This window comes from Neobacillus sp. PVCKKU3 (assembly GCF_058323225.1).
On record NZ_JBLVQN010000002.1, the window covers coordinates 1 to 26,014 of the forward strand.

Here is a 26,014-nt window from a genome sequence, read left to right on the forward strand (position 1 = left end):
CTTGCCTCAATCGATTTTCTTGAGTGAGGCACAAGAACCGTCCCCACGCCTCACTTTTCCGCAAGGATTTTCTCAAGTAAAGCCCGGCATCCTTCTGTAACAAGCTGGTAGGTTTTTTGGAATTAGGTGTTTTGCAAAACTATCAAGATGTATTTTTTATAAAGAATTTTTTAATAAAAAAGAAAAGTCTCCAGTAACAATTCTTTTCCTATAACTTTTATTACTTATTAGATAGACTCATTCTGTTTAGAGATCAAATAAGGTTAAAAAATTTTTACAATAGGTAGTTTTTTATGTAGTAATATAGAATTTAATCAGAAACGACCGCAAGATTATAGTGGATATTAAGTCCTAGGTGGATGAATCAGAATATAAGGATGTAAATTAAAAGGCTCCTACCAATTAGTAAACGCTTTTACTAAATCGGAAGGGGCTATTTTCTTTTTTTAAGTTTTAGGGTTGTTCGAATTCTATTGTCATTAGCGTTTAATAGAAAAGTTAGGGATATTATCAGTATTTACATCGCAAATTTAATAACTAGATGTGTAATGTTGCTAATTAAATTTTAATAACTTTAAAATCTTGTGTTGATTTCCATTCGTCTTGTGTATAATCTTGTGTATTTCTTGTGCGATAAAGTTGTTAGTATATTCTAAATATTCTTGTGAGTTGCCTTTTAATCTGATATTATAAAGTCCAAGAAAGGAGGATTGTTTAGTGAATAAAAAAATCTATATTGTATACAATATGAAATACTTTTGTGAAAATTGATTTCTGAATCAGTGTTCTGCTGTTACTTAGTTTGTTGAAGATTATTGAAAAAGGTTATTCTTTACTAAAAAAATGAAGTATACAAATGAATATCAGCCTCCCAATTAGAGGCTAATCCTGTTTATAGCAAAAATGACCAATAGCTGTTTTATTTCCTGTATAGATAAATTTCATTGATGAAAAAAGAATGATAAAGTTTGTTAGTTATCAAGGGAAGGAATTAACTCAAAAGGTTGCATATTCAAATTCTAAGAAAATATTAAAAAATTTTAAGAACAGGTTAATTGTGGATAAAGGAGATTAGTTAAATGTCACTGATTAAAATAACCGCTGGTGAATATCAGTTTTTGGCAAAATTAGAGGAAGAAAAAGCTCCTAAGACCTGTGAAATTTTTAAAAAATTGCTTCCGTTAAATAGTAAGACATATCATTGCCGCTGGTGTGGAGAGGCAATTTGGGTTCCTTTAGATGATGAGAAGTTAGCATATGAAAATCATACTACTTACCCATCGAAAGGAGATATATTGTTCTATCCTGGCGGAATGATTGGAGCAGAATTACTAATCCCTTATGGAAGCTGTACTTTCATGAGCAAAGTAGGTTCGTTGGCGGGTAATCATTTTCTAACTATTAAGACTAATCTAGAAAATCTATCTTACCTAGGTGATCAACTTCTGCAAAACGGGGCCCACGATATTTCTTTTGAAAAGCATTCGGAAGAAGAAACACCCCATATACCTGAACAACTTAATTTTTGAATTTTCAATCAAAATGAAAACCAAGCTAGTCTGTTGTTTGAATGTCCATTTTAAAAAATATATTAATCTACTTCCTTTGTAAATTGGGTCATAAATGATGATTGTTGCAAGGAGATAAAAGTTAATTTCAAGGAGGATAATGGAATGAAAAAAATTATAAAAAACGGGACAATTGTTACTCCGGTAGATACCTACAAAGCAGATATTATTATAGAAAATGGCATGATTACAAGGATAGCAAATTCTATTGAACCCGAACAAGATGATAAGGTAACCGATGCCAGCGGTCAATTTATTTTTCCAGGTGGGGTTGATGTCCATACACACTTTGACTTTTGGGGTACAGCAGATAATTTTGAAAATGGCACAAGAGCAGCCGCTGCAGGTGGAATTACAACAGTAGTAAACTTTGTTGAACCGGAAAAAGATCTTGGGTTGCTTGATAATTTCAGAGATTGGAAGATTCGCCGAACGAGTAATTCATGTATTGACTATGCGTTGCAACCCATCATAAATGGAGACTATTATGAGAGTGTACTTAAAGATCTGCCTGCCTTAGTTGACGAAGGGGTTGGAATCATTAAAATGTTCATGGCTTACCGTAAAGCGGGACTGATAGTAGATGATGTCCAATTGTATAAGGTCCTAAAAAAAGCGGGAGAAAATGGCGTACTTACAAATGTACACTGTGAAAATGGTGATGTAATTGACCAAATCGTTGAAGAAGCAGTAGCAGCGGGAAAGACTGCGCCAGTTAATCACGGATATACCAGACTTTCCATTTTGGAAGCAGAAGCGACTTTTAGAGCAATTTCTATTGCCATTGCAGCAAAAGCACCTGTTCGTGTCGTTCATGTATCATGTGCTGAAGCAAAAGATATTATTGAATTTGCTCAAAAACGAGGTGCGAAGGTCCTAGCAGAAACATGCCCACATTACTTGGCACGAGATATTAGCTTTTTCAATTTGCCAGATTTTGAAGGTGCTAAATTTGTCTGTGCACCACCACTGCGGGAAAAATGGCATCAAGATGCACTTTGGGAAGGGATTAATTCAGGTGTTATTTCTACAATTGGTTCAGATCATTCCCCTGTAAATTTTGAAGGAGAATATTCTAAGCAGCTAGGTAGAGATGTATGGAGTAATATACCAAATGGCATCCCGGGAGTGGAAGAAATGTTTTCGATTATGTATCACTACGGTGTTTATGAAAAACGAATTTCTTTACAAAAATTTGTTGAGGTAATGTGCGCAAATCCAGCAAAAGAATTTGGTCTTTATCCGAAAAAAGGTTGCATTAATGTTGGAAGTGATGCTGACATAGTTATATTTGATCCTAACCAAACCAAAACGATTACAAAAGCAACTCAATATCATAATACAGACTTTAGTGTTTTTGAAGGAGAAAAAATAAAAGGCAACATTACCTCTGTGTTTTCTAGAGGTGAAGAAATTGTTAAAGATGGTATATTTATAGGTAAGGTCGGGCATGGAGAGTATCTCTCTTGTAAAACAAGGACATTAACAGAATCTAAGCAAGGTCACTTTGCTCTTAGTTAACGAAACATCAAATATATCGTTTCTTGTTAAGAAAGGACTTTTGTTATCTTTTCTAGAAAATGCCTTCTGACTAACCTGGAGTATTATCGTTCCTGATTGGTAAAACACCTCTTCTTGTTATTTAACTGTCTGCTTAGAAGCATGGGGTGTTTTCTCCAGGTTAACCATTGAATCTGCTAAACTATTAACCTGCCTTTGAATCATTCAATATTCGTAAAACCCTTTTTAATTAGGTAACAATTAGTTAACTTCCTAAATCATCCATCCTGGGTATACATGTAAATCATTAATTGGAGGAATAAAAAGTGAATAAGGAACTTGAGAGCAAAGATGTTCAAGAAATGATTGAGTTGCTTTCGAAAAAAAACAGAGCTCCGAAAAATGTTGAGCAGTTTGGTATAGAGCCAATTCCTGAAAAATTGAAAACGGTTAAATGGTATGATTTGTTTGCGATATTTGCATCGTTTTTTATTACACCAGTCCATATGATGATCCCCGGTGTGATGATCCTAACCACAGGACTTTCATTTTGGGGGGCAATTTGGTCGCAAGTTCTTGGGGCAACGATTGCATTTATTGCTTTTGCATTATTTTCTGTTGCTGGAACTGACTATGGGTTACCTGGTGCGGTGGCAATGCGGTTTAGTTTAGGTAGTAAATTTGCTCGCTATGTTCCATCAATTTTAAGAGCAGCTACTTCAATTATTCTTTTTGCTGCCCAAACTCTGGGAGGAGGGCTAGCAATTCAATCACTATTAAGATCTTTAACAGGAAATACTTACAACATTATTATCATCAGCTTAATCTTCGCAATTTTCCAAACTTTAGTAGCGGTTATTGGGTTCGATACATTCAAAAAATTTACTAGATGGGTATTTACGATAAAAATACTAGGAATGGGGTATATAGCATTTCTTTTGATCACTAGTGATCTCCCCAGTTTTCAATGGAGCCATGTAACTGGAATGCCAGCTGCTAATCCTGGGTGGGGAGCATTTGCTGTATCAGCAAGTACCGCAGCAGCCATTTTTATGACATTGATCACTGATTCTTCTGACTTTACAAGGTATACAAGAAGTAGATTAGATATGTGGGTTGGTGTCGTGTTGGGCGCAGCAACTAGTGTGTTTATCGCTGCATTTTTTGGAGCATACTCCGCAATCGCCATTCAGAACTGGAATGTGTTTGAAGCAATGACGCACTTAAATCCATCCATTCCGCTTCTTCTATTCCTGTTAATAATGATTATATTGGATAATTGGTCTGTAAATATATTGAATTTATATACCGCAGGCTTATGTTTAGTTAATGCGGTCCCTAAATTTGGCCGATTTTGGGCAACAGTTTTTTCCGGGGTTATCGCAACAATTGTCTCTTGTTTCCCAGTTATTATCGATCAAGTAACTCCGATTATTGAGAAGTTTGGGTTTGTTTACTCACCACTTGTTGGCGTTCTTATTGCCGATTTTGTGTTTCTAAAAAAATATAAAATCAATGTAAATGCAGTTTTTGATGAAAATGGACAATATGCTTTTAATAATGGAGTGAATTGGCTAGCCGTTGCTTTATGTGTTACTGGTGCTTTTACTTATCACTTGTTCCCAGTCACCGTAATTCCGGCAATGTGTAACGCAATATTAATTGGTGGATTATACTTTGTTCTTGTTAAGTTACTTAGTCCCTATTGGACCAAGTTACAAATTGCTTCTACACCATACAAGGAAAAGGATGATAACGAATTAATCGAAGACCATATAACAAGAATGGTGGAGTAAAATCAGTGGGATTAAGGAGTCTTTTCACTTTAATCCCAAATTAATAGAATATCAGATTATTGTACAATAATAATTTAATAATGTGACAAGAACCCAAAGAATGAGAATTTTGAATTAATTAACTTTACTATAAAAAGGAGTAAGTAAAAGATGAAATTGCTCACTTTTTGTACAACGGATGGTTTGAAATTGGGCATAAAAACTAGTAAGGGGATTTTGGATGTTTTAAAAGCAGTAGAGTTGTTTTCTATTAATAATGTTCCCAAAACCCTTGATCAGGTTCTATCATTAGGTAATGATGGGATTGAAATACTTACAAGTTTTTCTAAAGAAATGGAACAACATGCACCTAATGAGATATTCCTGCAAGAGGCGAATGTAGAACTAGGTCCATGTGTACCCACACCAGGAAAGATTATTGGGGTTGGACTGAATTATTATGGTTATTTAAAAACAGTTAATATGGAAAAGCCTTCATACCCACATTTATTCAATAAATTTCGCAGTGCCGTTCGAGCTAGTGGAGATTCAATTATGATTCCTTCAAATTCCACACAACTTGACTATGAAGCTGAACTAGTGATTGTAATTGGTAAAAAAGCTAGGCATGTAACGAAAGAAGAAGCATTAACCTATGTCTTTGGCTATTGTAATACTAATGATTTTTCCGCAAGAGACTTGCAATATATGACGTCGTCTTGGCTTCCTGGAAAATGTTGTGATGGTTTTTGCCCACTGGGTCCTTATCTAGTTACTGCAGATGAGGTTGGAGATCCGAATAATCTTTCATTAAAATCATATGTAAATGGGGAAATTCGTCAGAATACCAACACATCCGATATGATTTTTAATTGTGCAGAATTAGTCAGTTATATATCAAGTCTGTTCACATTGGAGCCAGGAGATGTTATTCTTACTGGTTCCCCTGAAGGAATTGTGATGACATTTCCAGAAAATGAAAGGGAATGGCTAAAACAAGGTGATGAAATCATAGTTGAAATTGACAAACTTGGCAGTTTGCATAATAGAATAATGCAAGAAAAATAGAGAATTTAAGGGCTACAATTTTTGAAATCAAACTTTTTTTTCGGTCTGGCATATTTAAAAATAATAGCCCAAACAATGATAGGAAGTAAGACTTAAGGATAACGAGTAATATTATTTTCGAAAACCGTTAAATCCTAGTGTTTTTCGTCTCCTATTTATTTTTTTGTTTAGAACTTTCCTACGTGAACTTAAGCCTTAACGCATGGTGACTACCCTTAAAATTTCATATGGCGAAGGAATGTAACAAAACGGATTCAGATTATATTTTCTAATACAGCATAACTAGCTAAAAAGTCTAGTTATGCTGTTTCTCTTTATTCATACAATTGTTTATTTTTTTCATTTAGGTTCTATTTATTGCTTTTTTCTTTAAAAATTTTGATGTGAATTTTTAAATACCAAGGGGGTAATACCCCAAATTGATTGGAAAATATATAAAAGGATAGGTAAATTCTAATACAAATGAACAAGAATAATGAAAAGATATTGAAAAAGTATTTAATATAAAATAAAGTTTAATTTAACTATTAAAACACATTCTTTGAATATTACTTCAATAGTGTTATCGAAAAAATATCATTTTTGTAACTGATTTCTTTCCTTCTTTTTTTAAAAGGAGGAAATGATTTGGATAAATGTTAAATAATTTGAGAGGGTGATGGTTGGTGGCAATTATTATTGACGGATGGAGTATTGTTTCTCAATTGCGTAAATGTGGAAAACCGACTTGTACCACTTGCCAAACTGGGAATGGACATGGTCCATATTATTATGGTACTAAGGTAATTAATGGGAAAAGAAAAAGGAAATACTTTGGTACCCAATTGCCATATTCTGAACAAACCCCTGAAATCATTAATTCCGGTAAAATTAATACCAAAGAAGCAGATCAACATTCCTACACTAAAAAAAAATCCACTTTGCAAAATGGGGTTAATCAAAGAAAATCAGGTCCGATAAATGAGGAGGAAATTTATCATAAGATTAGAGAGGCCATTCTGTTTCAAAAGTTAAGACCAAATATGCAGTTAGTAGAAGATGCGATTGCTGAAGTTTTTGGGGTAAGTCGAACCCCTATTAGAAATGTCTTTAGAAGATTGGCTTATGAGAAATTGGTGAAGATAATTCCAAACAAAGGGACATTTATTTATTGCCCCACGGTAAACGAAGCTAAAGAAATTTGTGAGGCACGAAAGGAATTGGAGGCAATAGTCGTTCGGAAGGCTACGAAAAAATTAACCAATGAACAATTTTGCAAATTGGAATGGTTTATCGAGGAAGAACACGAAGCCCATTCTCAAAATGATTTTTTTAAACGATTACGCTTAACATGTGATTTTCATTTGAGTATTGCTGAAATGGTCGGGAATCCATATTATTATCGCTATCTAGAGGAATTAATTTCTTTAGTATATGTAGTTTTTTCTTTCTATGGACCGAGAAAAATGCTTTGCAGCTGCAAGGACCATATAGGTGTTTTAAATGCAATGAAACAAAGGGATGAATATATGGCCGAACGACTGATGCTTGCGCACCTTGAGGAAATGGAATCTAATTTTGACTTTAATAGTTCAAACTATATAGAAGAATCTGAAAGCCTAGAAAATATTTTTAAAGATATACTCTAAATTTAATGGTAATTGAAAATAATAAAAACACATTCTAGTTTTTCAGAACTCTCAGTAATATTCCCTTTTAAATGGTGAAAATTTTGAACGCATGTTTAAAAGAGGAATTATTTCTTTTTGTGAATTCTTCAAAAATATAAATGGGACAAAATGAAATACTGTTTCAGGAAACTAAGCATGGGGACTCTTCACTTTTCCGCAAGGATTTTCTCAAGTAAAGCCCGGCATCCTTCTGTTACAAGCTGGTAGGTTTCTTGGAAATCACCTGTGTAGTAAGGGTCTGGGACATCTTTTCTGTGATTAGTTAAGTCGAGTAAACGGATGATTTTGGGATGATTCGGCTTTCCGGTAATTTCGTAAATGTTTCTTGTGTTGCCTTCATCCATGCCGATGATGTAGTCGAATTTTTCAAAGTCGTCTTTTGTTAATTGACGTCCGACAAGGCCCTCCGTAGAAATGTTATATTTTTTTAAGATGGCCAAGGTTCCTTTATGCGGTGGAGATCCAATATGCCATGAACTGGTAGCTGCGGAATCCACAGCAATTTGGCCGGACAGATTTTCTTTTTTGAGTAAGTCGCGAAATACAGCCTCAGCCATCGGCGATCGGCAAATGTTCCCCAGACAGACGAATAATACATTGATCATGTTATGAACTCCTTTAGTTAAGACTAGTGGGTCGAAACGTATTCAAGTACTTACAATTTTAAGAATATTATACTTTAGAATTATTGAAAAGCGGAGTGTACATGTTTTTCCGAATACTAAGTCGAAAAATACCTGCGATAAAAGAGTGAATTAGAATTACTAGAAAATACTCCTCAAAAACTCTCATAACACAATAATCTACTCGATATAGCGCTTCTAGCATTTCCTATAATGAGGCATAAGAACCGTCCCTATGCCTCATTTAATAGTCTTATTGAGCCATTCACATTCTTTTTTTCCTCCTTTAATATTAAATAGAAAACTATTAAAATATATGACCATTTGTGTCATTTTCTGTCACCTCAGTTGTTTTCGGAGGAGGATTCTTGTGAATACTGATCAAGCTTTTGAGTTGTTAAAGAGTGCTGGAGTTCCGGATGAACTTAGCATTCAGACGGTTAGACGGTGGATGCGGGAGCGAAAAATAAGGTTTGAAGGGAAGCAAAGGCTCTCAAAAACAGAGTACATACTGGAAGATACGGATGAAGCCTTTGACCTATTAAAGGATGCAGGTGTTGCTGCAAATATCGGTATTCAACTAGTCAAACGCTGGTATAATGAAGGGAAGATTCATAGATTAGGGAATGTGGACCAAATCAAGGAATACATATCTACACAGCCCAAATTGCCAGCTTTTGAAGACAAGCCTTCCGATATGACGATTCGTGAGCTGAAAGTAAAACTTAAAGCACAGGATGAGCAAATCAAAGGGATACAGGAGCTTCATCAAACGTCTTTAAAAGCGATGATCCAGCAACGGGACAAGCTAAATAAAGAAATCGCCAGCCTTAAGCACGAAAAATCGGAATTGCAAATGGAGACCAGAAAAGTGTTAAAGGAAAATATTGACCTTCGTAAGGAATTGTTAAAACTAAAAGAAGAGCTCTCGAAACAAGGTAAAAGAGAGGATGAAAAGGTACAATTCCATTCCGGATTACCATCTAATCCGCAAGATTACCGTCGAAAACTGGGGCTATCCAAAACAGCAGGTCCAAAAGAAATCATGTTCGGTTTTAAAAAATTATTAATAGAAACGCATCCAGACCATGGCGGCAGCGCCAAAGCCTTCCATTACGTGAAAACAGACTATGATCAATTTAAAAGCAGAATGAAAGGAAACTAAACAGCCACCCGCCATTTTAAAGATGCGGGTTATTTTTTTTGAAATAGCCAACACCAGCCGCTATTCCTTTTTAAATAAAAATTCAAAATTTGCTCGATTGTATAATTGAAAGAAAATTGCTATTATTTAATCAAATAAAAGAAAACGCTAACAATGGTTCTTCGAAAAAAGGAGCGATCGAAGATGTTTCATTTCACTGAAAGTGACGAACAACGAAGAATGCTCAATAAAGCGGAAGAAATAATGGAAAAGCATGTATTTCCTAATGAAAAGTACATGGTTCCACATCGCGGGCTGCCAGATGAAATCTTAAAGCCCCTGCAGCAGGTTGTGAAGGATCATGGCTTATGGGCGGCCCATTTGCCGAAGGAATACGGCGGAATGGGTATGGGATTCGTTTCTTTAGGGCTGTTGTCAGAAGTAATCGGTCAAAGCGCGCTTGGCCCCTACGTTTTTGGGTCGATGGCACCCGATGCCGGCAATGCCGAAATTTTAGTCCACGCTGCAACCGACGAACAAAAGGAAAAATATTTAAAGCCACTAGCAAACTATGATATTCGCTCCTGTTTTGCCATGACCGAACCGGAAGTATCAGGTTCTGACCCAAGAACACTAAAAGGCAGGGCCGTCAAAGAGGGGGATGAGTGGGTCATTAACGCCAATAAGTGGTACACCACAGGTGCAGAGGGAGCTGCATTTGCCATTGCCATGGTGGTGACCGACCCTGATGCAGACCCATACCACCGCACCAGTTTGTTCATCGTCGATACCGATAACCCGGGCTTTAAAATTATTCGTGAAGTCCCGGTTTTGGGTGACCATTATGTCGGTGGTCACTGTGAGGTTCACTTTCATAATTGTCGTATTCCAGATAAATACTTGCTCGGAAAACGGGGCGAAGGCTTTAAGCTTGCCCAGCTGCGGTTAGGCCCTGGCCGAATTACGCACGCCATGCGCTGGATCGGGGTTGCCCGCCGCTCCTTGAATGAAATGCTTGCCTATTCCTTAACGAAAAAAGACGGGCAGAAAACACTCGCAGACTCGCAAATTATCCAAAACTACATCGCTGATTCTGAAGCAGAAATACAGGCCTCAAGACTGCTGACACTTCATGCCGCTTGGAAAATGGACCAGGGCGATGAAGCCAGAAAAGAAGTATCCCTCATCAAGTTTTACGGAGCACAGGTTTTGAACAATGTGATTGATCGGGCGATTCAAACGTTAGGAATATACGGTTTAACCCCAAACACACCGCTTGAAAGTCTTTACCGTGAAGCAAGGGCCGCCCGCATTTATGATGGTGCCGATGAAGTCCATCGGATGGTAGTAGCCAGACAGGTTTTAAAGGAGTATCAAACAAAGGAGAGATTGAATGAGCCAGCAGCAGTCCAAAAATAAGGTAACCGAAGTGAACTGGGAAAAGGTTGAGCAATATCTCAAGCAGGAAATTCCGGTAATAAGTGACGAACCCATTCAATTCAAGGCGTTTTCAGCTGGATACTCGAACTTAACTTACTTTATCACCATTGGGGAGTGGCAAGCTGTTTTAAGAAGACCGCCGTTTGGCGCGATACCGCCAAAAGCACATGATATGAAAAGGGAATTTGATGTTCTCGAAAAATTAAATCGCGTCTTCCCAATGGCGCCAAAGCCATACTTGTACTGCGAGGATTCTGAGATCATGGATCGGCACTTCTATGTGATGGAGAAAAAAGAAGGTGTGGTCCTAGATGATTCGCTGCCGGAAGAATTTAAATCCCGTGAGGATACTGGTTTTCTCATTTCCAATGCCGTGGTCGATACCCTGGTCAAGCTGCATGCTGTGGATTATGAAGCAGCTGGCCTTCAGAATTTCGGTTATCCAGACGGGTATTTAAGCCGTCAGGTGCATGGCTGGATCAAACGATTCCAAAACTCGAAAACGGATGATACCGCTTCTGTTGAAACTTTAGAAAAATGGCTCATTGACAATATTCCTCCTTCGCCAGCACCAACGATTGTTCACAATGATTTTAAATTAAATAATATGATGTTTTCCGCCAATAACCCAGGTGAAGTTGTCGGAGTCTTTGATTGGGAATTGAGTACCATCGGTGATCCGTTAACGGATTTGGCATCCGCGATCGCCTACTGGACCCAGCCAGATGAGGAGAACAGTGGATTGACTTCCGTTACAACCAACCCTGGCTTTATGACCAGAAAAGAAATGCTGGAACGGTATGCAAAGAAAAGCGGCCGAGACATCTCCAATATTGATTATTATCTAACATTTGCTTTTTATAAAATTGCTGTCATCCTGCAGCAAATTTATTATCGATGGAAGATCGGCGAAGCCCCAGATGAGCGCTTTGGCAAATTGCATACTGGCATCAGAAACCTGCTAAATATGGCGGCAAAAGCTCAAAGGAAAGAACTTTTGCGTTAAGATTGCTTTTTTTTTAGTATAAGTTGACATCCATTTAGCGGATTTCACAGGTTTATTAGCGAATTTAGCAGTTCTATTAGCGAATTTTAAGAGTTTATTAGCGAATAACAACCATCTATTAGCGAATCAAAAAACATCCATTCTTTCGAAAAGAAGTGAAACTTATGCCCGACCTACTTGTCGAAAATGAAATAGAAATTTTAAAAAAGACCGTTCAGTCGTTCATCAAAGAGCATGTGCTGCCTGAAGAGCTTTCGCCTGAAAAATACGTAAAAGACCTACCAGAAGAAGTCATAACCCGTCTTAAGAAGGTGGCCAAGAGGGCTGGGTTGGAGGCATTGCATGCTAAAGTAGAATGGGGCGGTGCTGGTTTATCTCTACCAGTTAGGGCTGTTTTATTGGAGGAAGCTGCTAAGCATCGGCTCGGACTCTACCATCCGGCCGCCGATGCCTTTGGCGGCGAGTTTCCCAGTTTTTTAGAAAAATGTACAAAAGAACAGATTGACACCTATATTAAGCCTGCCATCAGTAAGGGCAAGGGTTGTTTTGCCGCTGTCTGGGAGGAGCAGGAAGATAACTATCTTGAAAATTTAACCACAATAGCCGTCAGACAAGGAAATGAGTGGGTGATAAACGGCCATAAGGCTTACATTCAAAATATAAATCAATCTTCCTTTGGTGTCATTCTTGTCAATTGCCAATTAGAAAACGGAGATGCACTGTCAACGTTATTTTTGCTTGATGCAGGTTTACTTGAAATGAAGGAAACCGTTTTGATTGATGTTCAAACAACACACAGTTTTACATTAAATAATTTCCGTGTCCATGACAGCCAACGAATCTGTGCTGTAGGGGAAGGACAATCCCTAGTTCGGAACTGGCTTGCAGAATCACAGGTGTTGCTCGGAGCCAAAAGTATCGGCATAGCTGTAAAAGCGCTCGAATACGGAAAACAGTATGCCCAGCTTCGGATTACAAGAGGCAAACCGCTTGCCGAATTCCCGACCATCCGTTCGATGTTGGCTAACGCTGTTTTGAATTTACAAGCTGCAAGATTAATGGTAAGTGATGCATCACAAAAAGTAGAAACAAAGGCTCATAATTGGCAGCTTGCTGCGAAAATGGCCAAATTGCATGCAACGGAAACCGCCGCAAAAGTCATTGATGATGTCCTGCAAATTCATGGAGGCTCGGGATACGCCGGTGACCTGCCAATCGAAAGATGGTACAAAGAAATTCGGCTTGCTCGACTAAACCTGCAAAAAGCCGAATCCATAACGGAAGATATTGCGAATACGATTCTATAGAGTTGTAGAGGTTGTTTCATAGGGCTTGCACCCTTCGCCTTGAAGAAGTTTTTAATAATAGCCTTTCATAACGGTGAAGCAAGCTATAAAAAACCACGCAATGTAGAATTTTTGGAGGAACTGCCACGGAATGCGGCAGGAAAAATTCTAAAAACTGTTTTAAGAGAATTAGAAAGTACCAGGAAGGAGTCATAATTTTGCTTACAGAAATAGGAGTCACACAAGTAACCGTCCCGCTTCCTTTTCGTTTAAATCACGTGAATTGTTTTTTAGCCGAGGGAGCAAATGGATGGACCATCATCGATGCAGGTTTAAATACAGAGGTTTCCAGGGATATCTGGCGGCCCATTATTGAAAAACATGATGTCAAAGATATCATCATTACCCATTATCATCCTGACCATTTTGGCTATGCCGGGACTTTGCAGCAATTAACTAACGCTGAGGTTTGGATGACCGAAGTGGATGCAAAGACAGGACTAGACTGCTGGGAGCCGGAATCGATCGCTGAAATGAAGCAGCATTATGATACCTTTGGCTTTCCCGATGATTTATCCGCGGTACTAACATCAGATGAAAATAGTTTTAATGCTAAGGTAAAACCTTATCCTACAGTAAACCATCACCTCATAGAGGGAATGAAAATCCCTTTCGGTAACTATGAATATGAAGTGATATTTACCCCGGGACACTCAGATGGGTTAATAAGCCTCTTTAACAAGGAACGTAGTATTCTTTTTTCAACGGACCATATTTTGCCGAGAATTTCACCAAATATCTCTTATTGGTTCCGGGGCATCCGCAATCCATTAGAAGCGTTCTTTCAATCTCTTGAAAAAATAAAAGTATTGGATGCTGAGTACGTCATCCCTTCCCATGGCAAACCTTTTCGTGGAGCCAACCAGAGAATCGATGAATTATTGGCCCATCATCAGGAGCGGTTGGAAAAAGTCTGTGAGGTGCTGAAACAACCAAGGACCATCTACGAAGTTAACGGGCGGTTGTTTCAAAATCTAAACATCCATGAAACACGGTTTGCCGTTGGTGAAACATTAGCGCACTTGGAATACCTCTATTTCAATAATCAATGTACAAAAAATTTGCAGAACGGTACGTGGTATTACGAGATTAAATAAATTTTTTAAACAATAACGATACAGCAGCGGCCTTGATATAGGCTGCTTTTATTATGGTATTTTGTGGCATTGCAGGGATTATAAATGAAGAATTGGGGAAAATATCAATTATTCTTTCTCAAACAAAGGGTGTTTTTTATGGAATGGAGTTATTTATGGAAAGCGGTCTTGATTGTTATAGTGGGGACCATCCTGTTAAGAATTGCAGGCAGGAAAACCATATCTCAAATGACCTTAGCGGAAACGGTTGTTATGATTGCGATTGGAACACTTCTTGCTCAACCTGTTGCCGGCAGGGATTTAAGGACCACCTTTATGGTTGGTGCTGTCTTTGTAGCAACATTGTTGGTTATGGAATTTGTCCAAATGAAATCTGACAAAATCGAAAAAGCAATCACGGGTAAGGCAAAAGTGGTAATCGAAAACGGCAATATTAATGAAACCAATTTGCGAAAACTGCGATTATCGGTCGACCAACTTGAAATGAAACTCCGACAAAAAAGTGTAACCAAAATAAGTGACGTAAAATGGGCAACACTCGAGCCGAATGGTCAATTAGGACTAGAATTAAAGGAAGAAGCCCAGCCTGTTACGAAAAAAGACTTTGAAGAGTTTAAACAAACAATCGTAAATTTGATACCTAGTAATGCGCAGATTTCGCATATTAATGAAATTTTGCAGTTGTTAAACAATAAGGTGAAGCCCGAATCCCAAGAGGATATTTTTGCTGAGGTCAAGAACCAGGAGCATACATCTCCACCGCCAAAGTATTTACAATAAATAGAGCGCAGGCACTATCAGTTATGGGGTAGTGCCTGTTTCTATTTGAAGAAATGTTTTCGTTATTATATTATAAAATTAATAATAATCAGTATTTTTCGTTATTCTAATCCCTTTAAAACTATTTTTGGAGTGATTCCATGGCTACGGTCCTCATCAATGATAAAATTCCGTTTCCGTTTTTTACAGCCGCTTCTGACGGTTCCATCCTATATAGCAATGAAATCATCCAAAAGCATATTCCGTTTTCGGAGAAGTATATCTATGAGGTCTTCGATACCTGGCTAGAGTTAAGGGGGGGCCAGCTAATCCATGCATCGTTGGGGGATAAAGATTGGATCTTTATCAAAAGCCCGTTCCCTGAATCTGAGAATATAGGTTATATCGGAACTTTTTCTACAGAGTTGACTTCATTAATCTCGGAATTAAAGGAAGCCAGGAAAATTAACCGAGAGCTTAATGCCGTTATTGAGAATATGTATGACGGCATTTATATTACCAATAAAGAAGGCATTACCATCAAAACAAATTCCGCGATTGAAAGGCTGACAGGTATTCCAAAGGAATACTATATTGGTAAAAAAGTAGATGACCTGATGAAGAGAGGCATTCTGAAAAACTCGGTCACCCACAAGGTTATCGAGAAAAAGCGAAGCGTCTCTTTAGTTCAGCAAAATTTTCTAGGCAGGGAAGTGCTGTTAACAGGCAGTCCTGTTTTTGATGAAGATGGCGAGATTGAAAGTATTGTCACTAATATCCGCGACCTGTCAGAGTTAAATGACCTGCAGGCCGCATTGACAAAAGCCAATCAATTGAATAACAGCTATAAAGAAGAGATTGAACGATTAAAAGGAAAATCCTTCACCGCAAACGGCGTGGTCATCAGGAGTGAACAGCTTCAGAAAATTTATGAGACAGCAGAGCGCATTGCCAATGTCGATGCGACCGTGCTGATTCTTGGTGACACAGGAACGGGAAAAGATGTACTGGCACGCTATATTTTTGAAAATAGTGAACGAAGCCGAAAAGGCCAAATGATAAAAATCAATTGCGGAGCCATTCCTCCTGATTTGCTAGAATCCGAATTGTTTGGCTATGAGGCCGGTGCCTTTACAGGCGCCAGCAGTAAAGGAAAGGCCGGCATGTTTGAACTTGCCAATGATGGCGTTCTGTTCCTTGATGAAGTGGGGGAACTTCCGCTTCATTTACAGGTAAAACTACTTCGAGTCATCCAGGAGCGGGAAGTGCAGCGGATTGGCGGAACCAGTTCAAAGAAAGTGGACGTACGGATCATTGCTGCCACAAACAGAAATTTAAAGGAAATGGTTTCCGCAGGGAAGTTTCGTGAGGACTTATTTTATCGTTTAAATGTGATTCCAATCTCGATTCCACGCCTTAGCGACCGGAAAGCAGATATACTTCCGCTTGTCGATTATTTCCTTGAGGTGATGAACACCAAATATTCTCTGGACAAAAACATCTCCTCAGGTCTTAGAGAATTTTTCTATAATTACGGATGGCCTGGGAATGTCCGCGAATTGTCCAATTTGATTGAGAGAATGTGCCTTGTTACAGATGAATCAACCTTAACAGTAGACCATCTACCGCAAGAATATCAAAATACGAAAATGCAGGACATTCCGATTAATGAGATGATGACATTGAAGCAGGCTACTGAAATAGCTGAAGAGAAGCTGCTTAAGCTGGCACTGAAAAAATATCGAACGACCTATGAATTAGCGGAAGCACTAGATAGCAGCCAGCCAACCATCGTAAGGAAATTAAAGAAATACAACTTGAAATTTTGATTGACCAAACCACCTGCAAAGGTGGTTTTTATTTTTGATTCATAAATGATTTTTTAATTCAAAAATGAATCACAGGAGTTAACAATACTTTGGCCATTTCTTTAATTCAAAAATGAATCATTTAAATTATAAAAAAGTTCAAAATATTTATTTTAAAGCGTTTCCAATGTTGGCACGGTTCTTGCATCTATAATTTTATAAACTGAAACAAATAAGAGGAGGAAATACATATGTTAGTGACACTTCCACAAGAAATTGAACAAATGAAACAAATGGTACGAAACTTTGTTGAAAAGGAAGTTGAACCTTACGCTCAAATCATCGAGGATGAGGACCGCATTCCGCAGCATCTGATTGAACAGGCAAAAGATTTAGGCTTGTTTGGCATCAGCATTCCAGAAGAATATGGTGGCATTGGCCTCAATGCGGTTGGGAAAGCCGTCGTCCTCGAGCAGCTTGGCCGCACTCACAATGGTTTTGTTAGCTTAATCAGTGCCCACACGGGAATCGGCAGCACCGGGCTTGTAAAGCTAGCCTCTGAATACCTTAAGCAAAAATATCTTCCTGACATGGCCGCAGGGCGAAAAATTGCCGCCTTCGCTCTTTCAGAACCAGGAGCAGGCTCAGATGCGACCAATCTAGCGACACGAGCTGAAAAAAGAGGAAGCAACTGGATTCTGAATGGGACAAAGCATTTCATTACTAATGCACCGGTCGCCGATGTATTTACCGTTTTTGCCTTAACAGATCCTGAAAAAGGCGCCAAGGGCGGCATTACTGCTTTCCTCGTAGAAAAGAATTTCCCAGGCTTCACCGTCGGCAAGAAGGATAAAAAAATGGGCTTACGTGGCTCCTATACCGCTCAGTTAATTTTTGAAGACTGCGTGGTTCCTGAAGAAAATGTCATTGGTGAAGTCGGCATGGGCTATATGTCCGCGTTAAAAATCCTTGGCGAAGGCCGCGTAGGGCTTGCCGCACGGTCCGTCGGTTCCTGCGATAAGTTAATTGAGTTATCCGCTTCCTATGCCAAGCAAAGAGTTCAATTTAAAAAACCAATTGCGGAAAATCAAGCGATTCAGTGGATGCTCGCCGATATGGCCACCGAAACAGAGGCAGCCAGAGCACTTACTTTAAGAGCAGCGATGATGATTGATGAAGGCAAGAAAGTCATCAAGGAAGCATCCATGGCGAAATTATTTGCTTCCGAAGTATTTAACCGAGTGGCGGATAAAGCTGTCCAAATTCATGGCGGTATGGGGTATGTATCTGACTATCCAGTCGAACGCTTCTACCGTGATGCCAGGATTACCAAGATTTATGAAGGTACCAACGAAATCCAGCGCCTGATTATTGCAAGAAGAATCTTAGAAGAAAATTAAGATGGGGGAAGAGCATGCAAAAAGAATTGTTTAATATCGAAAATAAGGTTGCTTTTATTACAGGCGGGGGCAGAGGGCTTGGCCGGCAAATCGCTGAGGCTTACGCTTCCTCCGGCTGCCACATCGCCGTTTGTTCGCGGCATTTAGACCAGTGTGAGGAAACGGCACAGTACTTATCTGAAACGTTTGGTGTGAAAGCGAAAGGGTATTCCTGCAATATTCAAAATGAAAACGACGTCAACGAGCTGGTGAACCAGATTCTCTCTGATTTTGGCCAAATTGACATCCTTGTCAACAACAGTGGCGCCACCTGGGGAGCACCGGTTGAAGAAATGCCTTTGGAAGCCTGGGAAAAAGTCATGAACGTTAACCTGACCGGGATGTTTCTAGTGACAAAAGCAGTCGGCAAACAGATGATTGAACGAAAATCCGGCAAGATTATCAACATTGGATCGGTTGCTGGCATCAAGGCTGAACCGCCTGAAGTGCTAAATGCCATTGGCTACAGCACGAGCAAAGCGGCCGTTCATCATTTTACAAAAGACCTTGCTAGAAAATGGGCCCGTCATCAAATTTATGTAAATGCCATTGCTCCGGGATTCTTCCCATCCAAAATGACAAAACATGTACTAGCAGAACGCGGAGAGGAAATTAAAAAGCATAATCCGCTCGGCAGAATTGGCGATGACCACGCCCTAATGGGAGCTGCGCTATACTTCGCCAGCCCGGCGAGTGATTTTGTGACTGGGCAGGTTTTGGCTGTGGATGGGGGAAGTACGCTTTAGGGCATTAAGTGAGATGCGCAAGTAAGGTGCTGCCATCCGTAAGTAAGAGCGGCTCATCCGCAAGAAAGGGCGAGCGCTCCGCAAATAATACTAGCCGACAAAAGGAGGTGCAACCCATTTGCAACAACTGAACAACCGACCGTGGTCAAAATATCACGAACAAAATGCCAGCATTGAAATTCCAGCAATACCGCTTTACCAAATGTTCGAGCAATCGGTACAAAAGTACACCCATAAAACTGCGATTATTTTTGAAGATGAAAAGACCACTTATCTAGAGCTTAAAGATCAAGTCGACAGGCTCGCGGGTGCCTGGCAGGAGATGGGTTTCCAAAAGGGTGAGCGAATTGGCTTGATGCTCGGTAATCATCCTGACTACATCATCAGCTATTACGCGGCACAGGCGCTCGGTCTCATCGTCGTCCAAATCAATCCGATGTACACGCCGCGCGAGCTGCTGCAAATTGTCACTGACGCGCAGGTTTCCTATATCGTTGGTGACCCAATATCACGAAAAACGATTTTTGAGGTAAACGAACTTTACCCATTCCGTCACATTATCGGCTCGCAGTTTGAAGACCTATACTCGGATGCGTTCAAAACCTTAGATGAGCTGATTCCTTTTTCAGCACCAATGGAGGCACCCGCAGAAATCGATCCGCGCAAAAATGTGGCAGTCATTCAATATACCGGCGGCACAACGGGGAAAACGAAGGGCGCGATGCTGACCCACCATAACCTGGTGGCTAACGTGGTCCAAAGCCTCATGATGTATGGCGATAAAATGATTCCGGGTGAGGAAACCATCCTTGCACCAACCCCTTTATACCATGTTTACGCGATGACCAGTGCCATGAATCTCGGAATCTATATCGGCGCAGAAATTCTATTATTCCGAAAATTCTATATCAACGATGTGCTTGAAAAAATCAAACTATATCAGCCTACTTTTTTTCCTGGAGTTCCTAAAATGTACATCTCCTTTGTCAATTATCCGGGAATTGAAGAATATGGCTTAAACTGCCTGAAAACCTGTTCATCTGGATCGGCACCTCTCCCGGTAGAAATCTTGAAACGATTTGAAAAACTGACGGGTGCCGCTATTGCTGAAGGGTTTGGTTTATCAGAAGCGTCCCCATCGACCCACCGCAATCCGCCTTTTGGCATTAGGAAGATTGGCAGCATCGGGATTCCTTTTCCTGAAACGGATTGCCTGATTGTGGATGATGAAAACAATGAACTTGGCCCCCAAAGTGTGGGGGAATTGCTGATTAAAGGACCGCAAATCATGAAGGGTTACTGGAACAACGCGGAAGAGACCAGCATAGCGCTGCAGAAAGGTTGGCTTCATACGGGTGACCTGGCGATGATGGATGAGGATGGCTATTTTTACATCGTCGGCAGGAAAAAAGAAATGATCATTGTCGGCGGGTTTAACATCTACCCACAGGAAGTGGAAGGGGTTCTGTATGAACATCCCGATATCCAAGAAGCGGCCATCGTTGGAATTCCTCACAAGGACCACGGGGAAACGGTCAAAGCCTATGTCGTGCCAAAGCTCGGAAAACAAATCGACCTCGATGAACTAAAAGGGTATTGCTATTCAAAATTAACACCATACAAGGTTCCAAAAGTGTTCGAAGTGCGCGAGGCCCTGCCGAGAAATACCGTAGGGAAACTTTTAAAAAGGCTCCTAGTCAAAGAGGAGCTTGAGAAAGGAGAAAAAGAATGACAACAAACATTCAAAAAGTTGGTGTCGTTGGCGCCGGCACCATGGGCGCCCAAATTGCCATGGTGTGTGCGCTCGGCGGTTATAGCGTCAAGCTGCAGGATGTAAGTGCAGAAAGCCTTGAAAAAGGAAAACAAATCCTTGATGAACAAATGCAAAAAAGGGTGGCAAAAGGAAGACTGACAGCAGAAACCGTTGAAGCTGCCTTCAATCGAATCAAGTTCACCTCGTCCTTGGAAGAATTAAGCGATGCCGACATTGTTATCGAAGCGATTGTTGAAAAATTGGAGATTAAAAGAGAGCTATTTTCAAAGCTTGATAAAATCACACCGGCCCACGCGATTCTTGCCACCAACAGCTCAACGATCGTTAGTTCGAAAATTGCGGATGCAACCGAACGGCCGGATCAAGTGTGCAATGTCCATTTCTTCAATCCTGCCCTTGTGATGGAGCTTGTCGAAGTGGTCCGCGGGCCGCACACTTCTGCTGAAACGGCCGAAACGGCGATGGAGTTTGTGAAATCCATCAATAAGCTTCCAGTCCTGCTCAACAAAGAAATATCCGGATTTGTCGCCAACAGGATTTTAGGAAAGCTGATGGACGAAGCGTTGTTCCTTCTTGAAAATGGGATTGCAAGTCACGAGGACATCGACCTAGTTGTCAAAAAAGCGCTCAACCATCCAATTGGTCCATTTGCGCTAATGGATTTAACCGGCCTCGATGTCAATTACCTCGTCCGCATGCAGCGTTACCAGGAGAGCGGCGACGAGAGGGACAAACCTTCAAGGATTGTTCAGGAAAAAGTTGAAAAAGGTGAACTGGGGAGAAAAACAGGCAAAGGATTTTACTCTTACGATGCCGCCCCAGCAAAAGTTTAATAGGAGGGATATGAACATGAATATTTATGTGTTGTTAAAAAGAACATTTGATACCGAGGAAAAAATTGTCGTCACAAAAGGAGCCATCCAAGAGGACGGTGCTGAATTTATTATCAATCCATACGATGAGTACGGTGTGGAGGAAGCAATCCAAATCCGTGATAACCAAGGCGGGGAAGTAACCGTCGTATCAGTTGGCGGGGAGGATGCAGAAAAGCAACTGCGTACAGCGCTAGCAATGGGAGCAGATAAAGCCGTGTTAATTAATACAGAGGACGACCTTGAAACAGGCGACGAATTTACAACTGCAAAAATCTTGGCTGAATACTTGAAGGATAAGGATGTGGACCTGATTTTTGCAGGAAACGTCGCGATTGACGGAGGAAGCGGACAAGTCGGACCACGTGTCGCCGATCTCTTAGATATCCCTTATGTCACCACCATTACAAAAATTGAAGTAGACGGCGGGACCGCCAACATCGTTAGGGACGTTGAAGGAAGCTCTGAAACGATTGAAACATCTCTGCCACTTTTGGTAACTGCGCAACAAGGCTTAAATGAACCGCGCTATCCATCCTTACCGGGAATCATGAAAGCGAAGAAAAAGCCGCTTGAGGAATTAGAGCTTGACGACCTCGATTTAGAGGAAGACGATGTCGAAGCCAAAACGAAAACAATTGAAATTTATCTGCCTCCGAAAAAAGAAGCCGGCCGCGTTCTTGAAGGAGAGCTTCAAGATCAAGTAAAAGAACTCGTAAATCTGCTGCATTCAGAAGCAAAGGTAATTTAAGGAGGGAAATGACATGACTAGAAAAGTAATTGTACTTGGAGAAATCCGTGATGGGGAATTAAGAAATGTATCATTTGAAGGGATTGCCGCAGCAAAAACCGTTGCTGAAGGTGGCGAAGTAGTTGCTGTCCTCCTTGGTGAATCCGTTGGAAATCTGGCACAAGAGTTGATTCAGTATGGTGCTGACCGGACTGTCGTGGTGGAAAACCCTAAGCTTGCCAGCTACACGCCAGATGGCTTTTCCCAGGCAATCCTTGCTGTTGTGGAGCAGGAACAGCCGGATGCGATTATCTTTGGCCACACAGCACTTGGTAAAGACCTATCACCAAAGGTTGCCAGCAAGCTTGGTTCCGGGTTGATTTCCGATGCTGTGGCGATTGAAGCAGCAGGGGGAAATGTTGTTTTTACCCGCCCAATCTATTCCGGTAAAGCATTTGAAAAGAAAATTGTAACGGACGGCTTAATTTTTGCCTCCATCCGGCCAAATAATATTGCACCGCTTGAAAAAGATGCATCACGCACTGGAGAGGTGTCCTCTATTTCTGTTGAAATCAAGGATTTGCGTACGATCATTCGCGAAGTAGCGAAAAAGGCAATCCAAGGTGTTGACCTAACAGAAGCAAAAGTGATCATTTCCGGTGGACGCGGCGTGAAAAGTGAAGAAGGCTTCAAGCCGCTTCAAGAGCTTGCAGATGTACTTGGCGGCGCGGTTGGTGCTTCACGCGGTGCGTGTGATGCGGAGTACTGCGATTATTCCCTGCAGATTGGACAAACAGGTAAGGTTGTGACGCCTGATCTTTATATCGCTTGCGGAATTTCTGGGGCCATCCAGCACCTTGCGGGAATGTCTAACTCTAAAGTGGTCGTTGCCATCAATAAGGACCCGGAGGCCAATATTTTTAAAGTGGCGGATTACGGAATCGTCGGAGATTTATTTGAAGTGGTGCCAATGCTTACCGAAGAAATTAAAAATCTGCTTGTAAAAGCTTAGGTTTAGGAGATTAACAGAAAAGCAGCCCCCTTCTTAAGGAGGGCTCTTTTCTGCATGAGAGGGGAAAGTAGCATGGAAATAGTTAGTGTTATCGGTTCCGGCACGATGGGACGAGGAATTGCTTATACAAGTGCAGCGGCGGGTTTTATAACCTATGTTCAAGATATCAGTGAATCTGCCTTGGGGACCTGCCGATCCTACATCGAAAAGCAATTTAATCGTGCTGTTGAAAAAGGCGAACTTGATAGAGAAACGGCAGATGCTGCCATAAACAGAATCCGCTATACCACCCAGCTTGAAGAAGCTGCGAAGGATGCCGATATAGTCATTGAAGCTGTTTTGGAAATCATGGATTTAAAAATAGAAATCTTTAAGCAGCTGGATAAAATCGTTAAGCCTTCTGCGATTTTAGCTACCAATACATCGACGATGAGCCCGACGGAAATTGCGGCGCAAACCTCGAGACCGGAACGCTGTCTTGCTCTTCATTTCTTCAACCCGGTACCGAGAATGAAGCTGATTGAAGTGGTTTGTGGCTTGGAAACATCCGAGGAGACAATCGAAAGAAGCTTTGAATTTGGAAAAGCGCTCGGAAAGGAATGTGTCAAAATCAATGAGTTCCCCGGGTTTGCCACCAGCCGGATGAACTGCCTCATCGGGAATGAAGCCATGAATATGGTCATGGAAGGTGTTGGGACGGTCGAGGATATTGATAAAGCGATTAAATTAGGTCTTAACCATCCAATGGGTCCGCTTGAACTCGCCGACCTTGTTGGCCTTGATACACGGCTCCGCAATATGGAATATCTCCATAAAACACTTGGAGAGAAATACCGCCCATGTCCTATTCTCGTAAAATACGTAAAAGCAGGACGGCTTGGGAAGAAAAGCGGTAAAGGGTTTTATAACTATAATTAATAGGGGGAGTTATTGATGCAAAACTATCAAAATCTTGAAATTAATCGAAAAGGGCGCCTTGCCTATATTGTCATTAATCGTCCTGAACTCCGCAATGCTTTGAACTTTGAGACTTTGCAGGAGATTGTTGCCGCGCTTAATGAGTTAAGGGGAGACGATTCAGTCGGCGTTGTTGTTTTTACCGGAAAAGGTGAAAAATCCTTCGCTGCCGGAGCAGATATTAGCCAGTTAAAAAAGAAGACTGCTCTTGATGTTTTCAAACCGGGCGGGATGCAAGAGGTATATGATCTCATTGAAATGTATGATAAACCAACCATTGCGATGGTAAACGGCTTTGCCTTGGGCGGCGGCTGCGAGCTTGCGCTTGCTTGTGACATCCGGGTTGCGTCCGCAAATGCCAAGTTTGGCCTGCCGGAACTGAATCTTGCTATCATTCCTTCTGCTGGCGGGACCCAGCGACTAGCTCGCGTTGTTGGCAAAGGGAAAGCGCTTGAGATGATTCTAACTGGAAAAATGATTGACGGGGAAGAAGCGTACCGGATTGGATTAGTATCTGAAGTAGTAGCACCGGAGGATCTGGTAGCAAAAACCGAGGAAGTAGCAGATAAAATCCTTGCAAAAGGACCGCTTGCTGTTAAGTTGGCAAAGCTTGCCGTTTTAACCGGATTTGAAACAGACCAAAGAACTGGCCTGCTTATTGAAAAACTTGCCCAAGCTGTCCTGTTTTCTACAGAAGACAAAAACGAAGGAACATCTGCCTTTTTAGAAAAAAGAAAGCCGGAATTCGCATCTAAATAAAGTAACAAGTGCCTGGTATCATCCGGTTTAAGACGGTACCAGGCATTTTATTTGTCGATTTTTTGAAAAAATGCAAGGGAAAACTAAAATTATAGTCGAATCTTTTATTTAGTGCTTTTCTAAAAATTTTTATTGATGGAGTTTAAGATGAACAAATTTGCTGTTAACCTTACAACTGTTTTTACTGAAGTTCCTTTTTTGGAACGGTTTAAGAAAGCCCGGGAGTGTGGATTTTCCTTTGTGGAGTGTCAATTTCCTTATACATATTCGATAGAAGAGATTCAATTGGAACTTGTCCAAAATCAATTATCGATGGTTCTCTTGAATTTGCCGCCAGGTAATTGGTCAAAGGGCGACCGTGGTCTTGCGGTTAACCCTAATCGGGTGGATGAATTTAGAAGTTCAGTTATGGAAGGAATAAAGTATGCCACAGCCTTGAACGTCCCGAGAATTCACTGTATGGCCGGTATCGTTTCCGAAGATGATAAGAAAATCGCTACCGAAGTCTTTCTTGAGAACCTTTTCTTTGCCGGAACGGAAATGGCGAAGCATGGCCTCACGGTTTTGATAGAACCAATTAACCAAAACGATATGCCGGATTATTTTTTGAGTGATATTCATCAGGCAAAGGACATTCTCGATACGTTGAGGCTGCAGAATGTGATGCTTCAATTTGATTTTTACCATATGCAAAGAATCCATGGGAATCCGCTTGGTCTATTTCAACAATATGCTGATGTTGTGGACCATATCCAAATTGCCGATGTTCCGGGGCGGCACCAGCCTGGTACAGGGAAAATGGATTATCAATCTATTCTTAAATATTTACATGATACATATGAAGGGTATATTGGGCTGGAATATACCCCTTTAGGGAAAAGCCAAGATAGCTTCGAATGGCTTAGGGGAGGAGGAAAATAA

General features: G+C 40.6%; 23 protein-coding genes. 22 read left to right on the forward strand and 1 reads right to left on the reverse strand.

Annotation, left to right across the window (positions count from 1 at the left end; translation table 11 throughout):
* Positions 1-1,079 precede the first annotated feature (1,079 nt).
* The 5 genes from ACNQGS_RS01655 to ACNQGS_RS01675 all read left to right on the forward strand — a co-directional run bounded on the left by ACNQGS_RS01655 (position 1,080) and on the right by ACNQGS_RS01675 (position 7,539).
* Positions 1,080-1,529, forward strand: coding sequence for a DUF3830 family protein (locus ACNQGS_RS01655; RefSeq protein WP_491485820.1), 450 nt, complete (start codon positions 1,080-1,082; stop codon positions 1,527-1,529).
* Positions 1,530-1,673: 144 nt separating this feature from the next.
* Positions 1,674-3,089, forward strand: a complete 1,416-nt coding sequence (hydA, locus tag ACNQGS_RS01660; RefSeq protein WP_491485821.1) for a dihydropyrimidinase — start codon at positions 1,674-1,676, stop codon at positions 3,087-3,089.
* Between the two features lie 305 nt (positions 3,090-3,394).
* Entirely contained in the window at positions 3,395-4,864 is a 1,470-nt protein-coding gene (locus ACNQGS_RS01665) for a purine-cytosine permease family protein (protein WP_491485822.1), read from the forward strand.
* Between the two features lie 150 nt (positions 4,865-5,014).
* Positions 5,015-5,911: a fumarylacetoacetate hydrolase family protein gene (locus ACNQGS_RS01670; RefSeq protein WP_491485823.1), complete on the forward strand. Its 897-nt coding sequence runs from the start codon at positions 5,015-5,017 to the stop codon at positions 5,909-5,911.
* Positions 5,912-6,576: 665 nt separating this feature from the next.
* Positions 6,577-7,539 (forward strand): DUF6788 family protein, encoded by a 963-nt coding sequence (locus ACNQGS_RS01675; RefSeq protein WP_491485824.1) that lies wholly within the window; start codon positions 6,577-6,579, stop codon positions 7,537-7,539.
* 188 nt (positions 7,540-7,727) lie between these two features.
* Here the strand turns inward: ACNQGS_RS01675 and ACNQGS_RS01680 are convergent, their stop codons facing one another.
* Positions 7,728-8,186: a low molecular weight protein-tyrosine-phosphatase gene (locus tag ACNQGS_RS01680; RefSeq protein WP_491485825.1), complete on the reverse strand. Its 459-nt coding sequence runs from the start codon at positions 8,184-8,186 to the stop codon at positions 7,728-7,730.
* Positions 8,187-8,574: 388 nt separating this feature from the next.
* Here ACNQGS_RS01680 and ACNQGS_RS01685 point away from each other — a divergent pair, with 388 nt between their 5' ends.
* The 17 genes from ACNQGS_RS01685 (at position 8,575) to ACNQGS_RS01765 (ending at position 26,014) form a co-directional block, all read left to right on the forward strand.
* Complete coding sequence (locus ACNQGS_RS01685) at positions 8,575-9,369, forward strand: hypothetical protein (RefSeq protein ID WP_491485826.1); 795 nt, start codon at positions 8,575-8,577, stop codon at positions 9,367-9,369.
* A gap of 183 nt (positions 9,370-9,552) precedes the next feature.
* A complete protein-coding gene (locus tag ACNQGS_RS01690; protein WP_491485827.1) occupies positions 9,553-10,767 on the forward strand; it encodes an acyl-CoA dehydrogenase family protein in 1,215 nt (404 codons plus the stop codon).
* Positions 10,742-11,794, forward strand: a complete 1,053-nt coding sequence (locus ACNQGS_RS01695) for a phosphotransferase family protein (RefSeq protein WP_491485828.1) — start codon at positions 10,742-10,744, stop codon at positions 11,792-11,794. Before ACNQGS_RS01690 ends, ACNQGS_RS01695 begins: the two co-directional genes overlap by 26 nt.
* Before the next feature lie 164 nt (positions 11,795-11,958).
* Positions 11,959-13,101 (forward strand): acyl-CoA dehydrogenase family protein, encoded by a 1,143-nt coding sequence (locus ACNQGS_RS01700; protein ID WP_491485829.1) that lies wholly within the window; start codon positions 11,959-11,961, stop codon positions 13,099-13,101.
* A 39-nt stretch (positions 13,102-13,140) separates the two neighbouring features.
* Positions 13,141-13,296 (forward strand): hypothetical protein, encoded by a 156-nt coding sequence (locus tag ACNQGS_RS01705; protein WP_491485830.1) that lies wholly within the window; start codon positions 13,141-13,143, stop codon positions 13,294-13,296.
* 2 nt (positions 13,297-13,298) lie between these two features.
* Positions 13,299-14,237: an MBL fold metallo-hydrolase gene (locus ACNQGS_RS01710; protein WP_491485831.1), complete on the forward strand. Its 939-nt coding sequence runs from the start codon at positions 13,299-13,301 to the stop codon at positions 14,235-14,237.
* Positions 14,238-14,375: 138 nt separating this feature from the next.
* Positions 14,376-15,017, forward strand: coding sequence for a DUF421 domain-containing protein (locus tag ACNQGS_RS01715; RefSeq protein ID WP_491485832.1), 642 nt, complete (start codon positions 14,376-14,378; stop codon positions 15,015-15,017).
* 140 nt (positions 15,018-15,157) lie between these two features.
* Positions 15,158-16,825 carry a sigma-54 interaction domain-containing protein gene (locus tag ACNQGS_RS01720; RefSeq protein ID WP_491485833.1) on the forward strand — a complete coding sequence of 556 codons (1,668 nt, stop codon included), beginning with the start codon at positions 15,158-15,160 and terminating at the stop codon, positions 16,823-16,825.
* A 230-nt stretch (positions 16,826-17,055) separates the two neighbouring features.
* Positions 17,056-18,204 (forward strand): acyl-CoA dehydrogenase family protein, encoded by a 1,149-nt coding sequence (locus tag ACNQGS_RS01725; RefSeq protein ID WP_491485834.1) that lies wholly within the window; start codon positions 17,056-17,058, stop codon positions 18,202-18,204.
* Between the two features lie 14 nt (positions 18,205-18,218).
* Positions 18,219-18,989, forward strand: coding sequence for an SDR family oxidoreductase (locus tag ACNQGS_RS01730; RefSeq protein WP_491485835.1), 771 nt, complete (start codon positions 18,219-18,221; stop codon positions 18,987-18,989).
* A 118-nt stretch (positions 18,990-19,107) separates the two neighbouring features.
* Positions 19,108-20,721 carry a long-chain-fatty-acid--CoA ligase gene (locus ACNQGS_RS01735; RefSeq protein WP_491485836.1) on the forward strand — a complete coding sequence of 538 codons (1,614 nt, stop codon included), beginning with the start codon at positions 19,108-19,110 and terminating at the stop codon, positions 20,719-20,721.
* Complete coding sequence (locus tag ACNQGS_RS01740) at positions 20,718-21,596, forward strand: 3-hydroxyacyl-CoA dehydrogenase family protein (protein WP_491485837.1); 879 nt, start codon at positions 20,718-20,720, stop codon at positions 21,594-21,596. Before ACNQGS_RS01735 ends, ACNQGS_RS01740 begins: the two co-directional genes overlap by 4 nt.
* A 16-nt stretch (positions 21,597-21,612) precedes the next feature.
* Complete coding sequence (locus tag ACNQGS_RS01745; RefSeq protein ID WP_491485838.1) at positions 21,613-22,386, forward strand: electron transfer flavoprotein subunit beta/FixA family protein; 774 nt, start codon at positions 21,613-21,615, stop codon at positions 22,384-22,386.
* Positions 22,387-22,399: 13 nt separating this feature from the next.
* The gene (locus ACNQGS_RS01750; protein WP_491485839.1) at positions 22,400-23,377 is read left to right on the forward strand and encodes an electron transfer flavoprotein subunit alpha/FixB family protein; all 978 of its coding nucleotides are present in this window, start codon (positions 22,400-22,402) and stop codon (positions 23,375-23,377) included.
* Positions 23,378-23,449: 72 nt separating this feature from the next.
* Positions 23,450-24,295, forward strand: a complete 846-nt coding sequence (locus tag ACNQGS_RS01755; RefSeq protein WP_491485840.1) for a 3-hydroxyacyl-CoA dehydrogenase family protein — start codon at positions 23,450-23,452, stop codon at positions 24,293-24,295.
* A gap of 15 nt (positions 24,296-24,310) precedes the next feature.
* The gene (locus ACNQGS_RS01760; protein ID WP_491485841.1) at positions 24,311-25,093 is read left to right on the forward strand and encodes an enoyl-CoA hydratase/isomerase family protein; all 783 of its coding nucleotides are present in this window, start codon (positions 24,311-24,313) and stop codon (positions 25,091-25,093) included.
* Between the two features lie 147 nt (positions 25,094-25,240).
* On the forward strand, positions 25,241-26,014 hold the full coding sequence (locus ACNQGS_RS01765) for a hydroxypyruvate isomerase family protein (protein WP_491485842.1): 774 nt from the start codon (positions 25,241-25,243) through the stop codon (positions 26,012-26,014).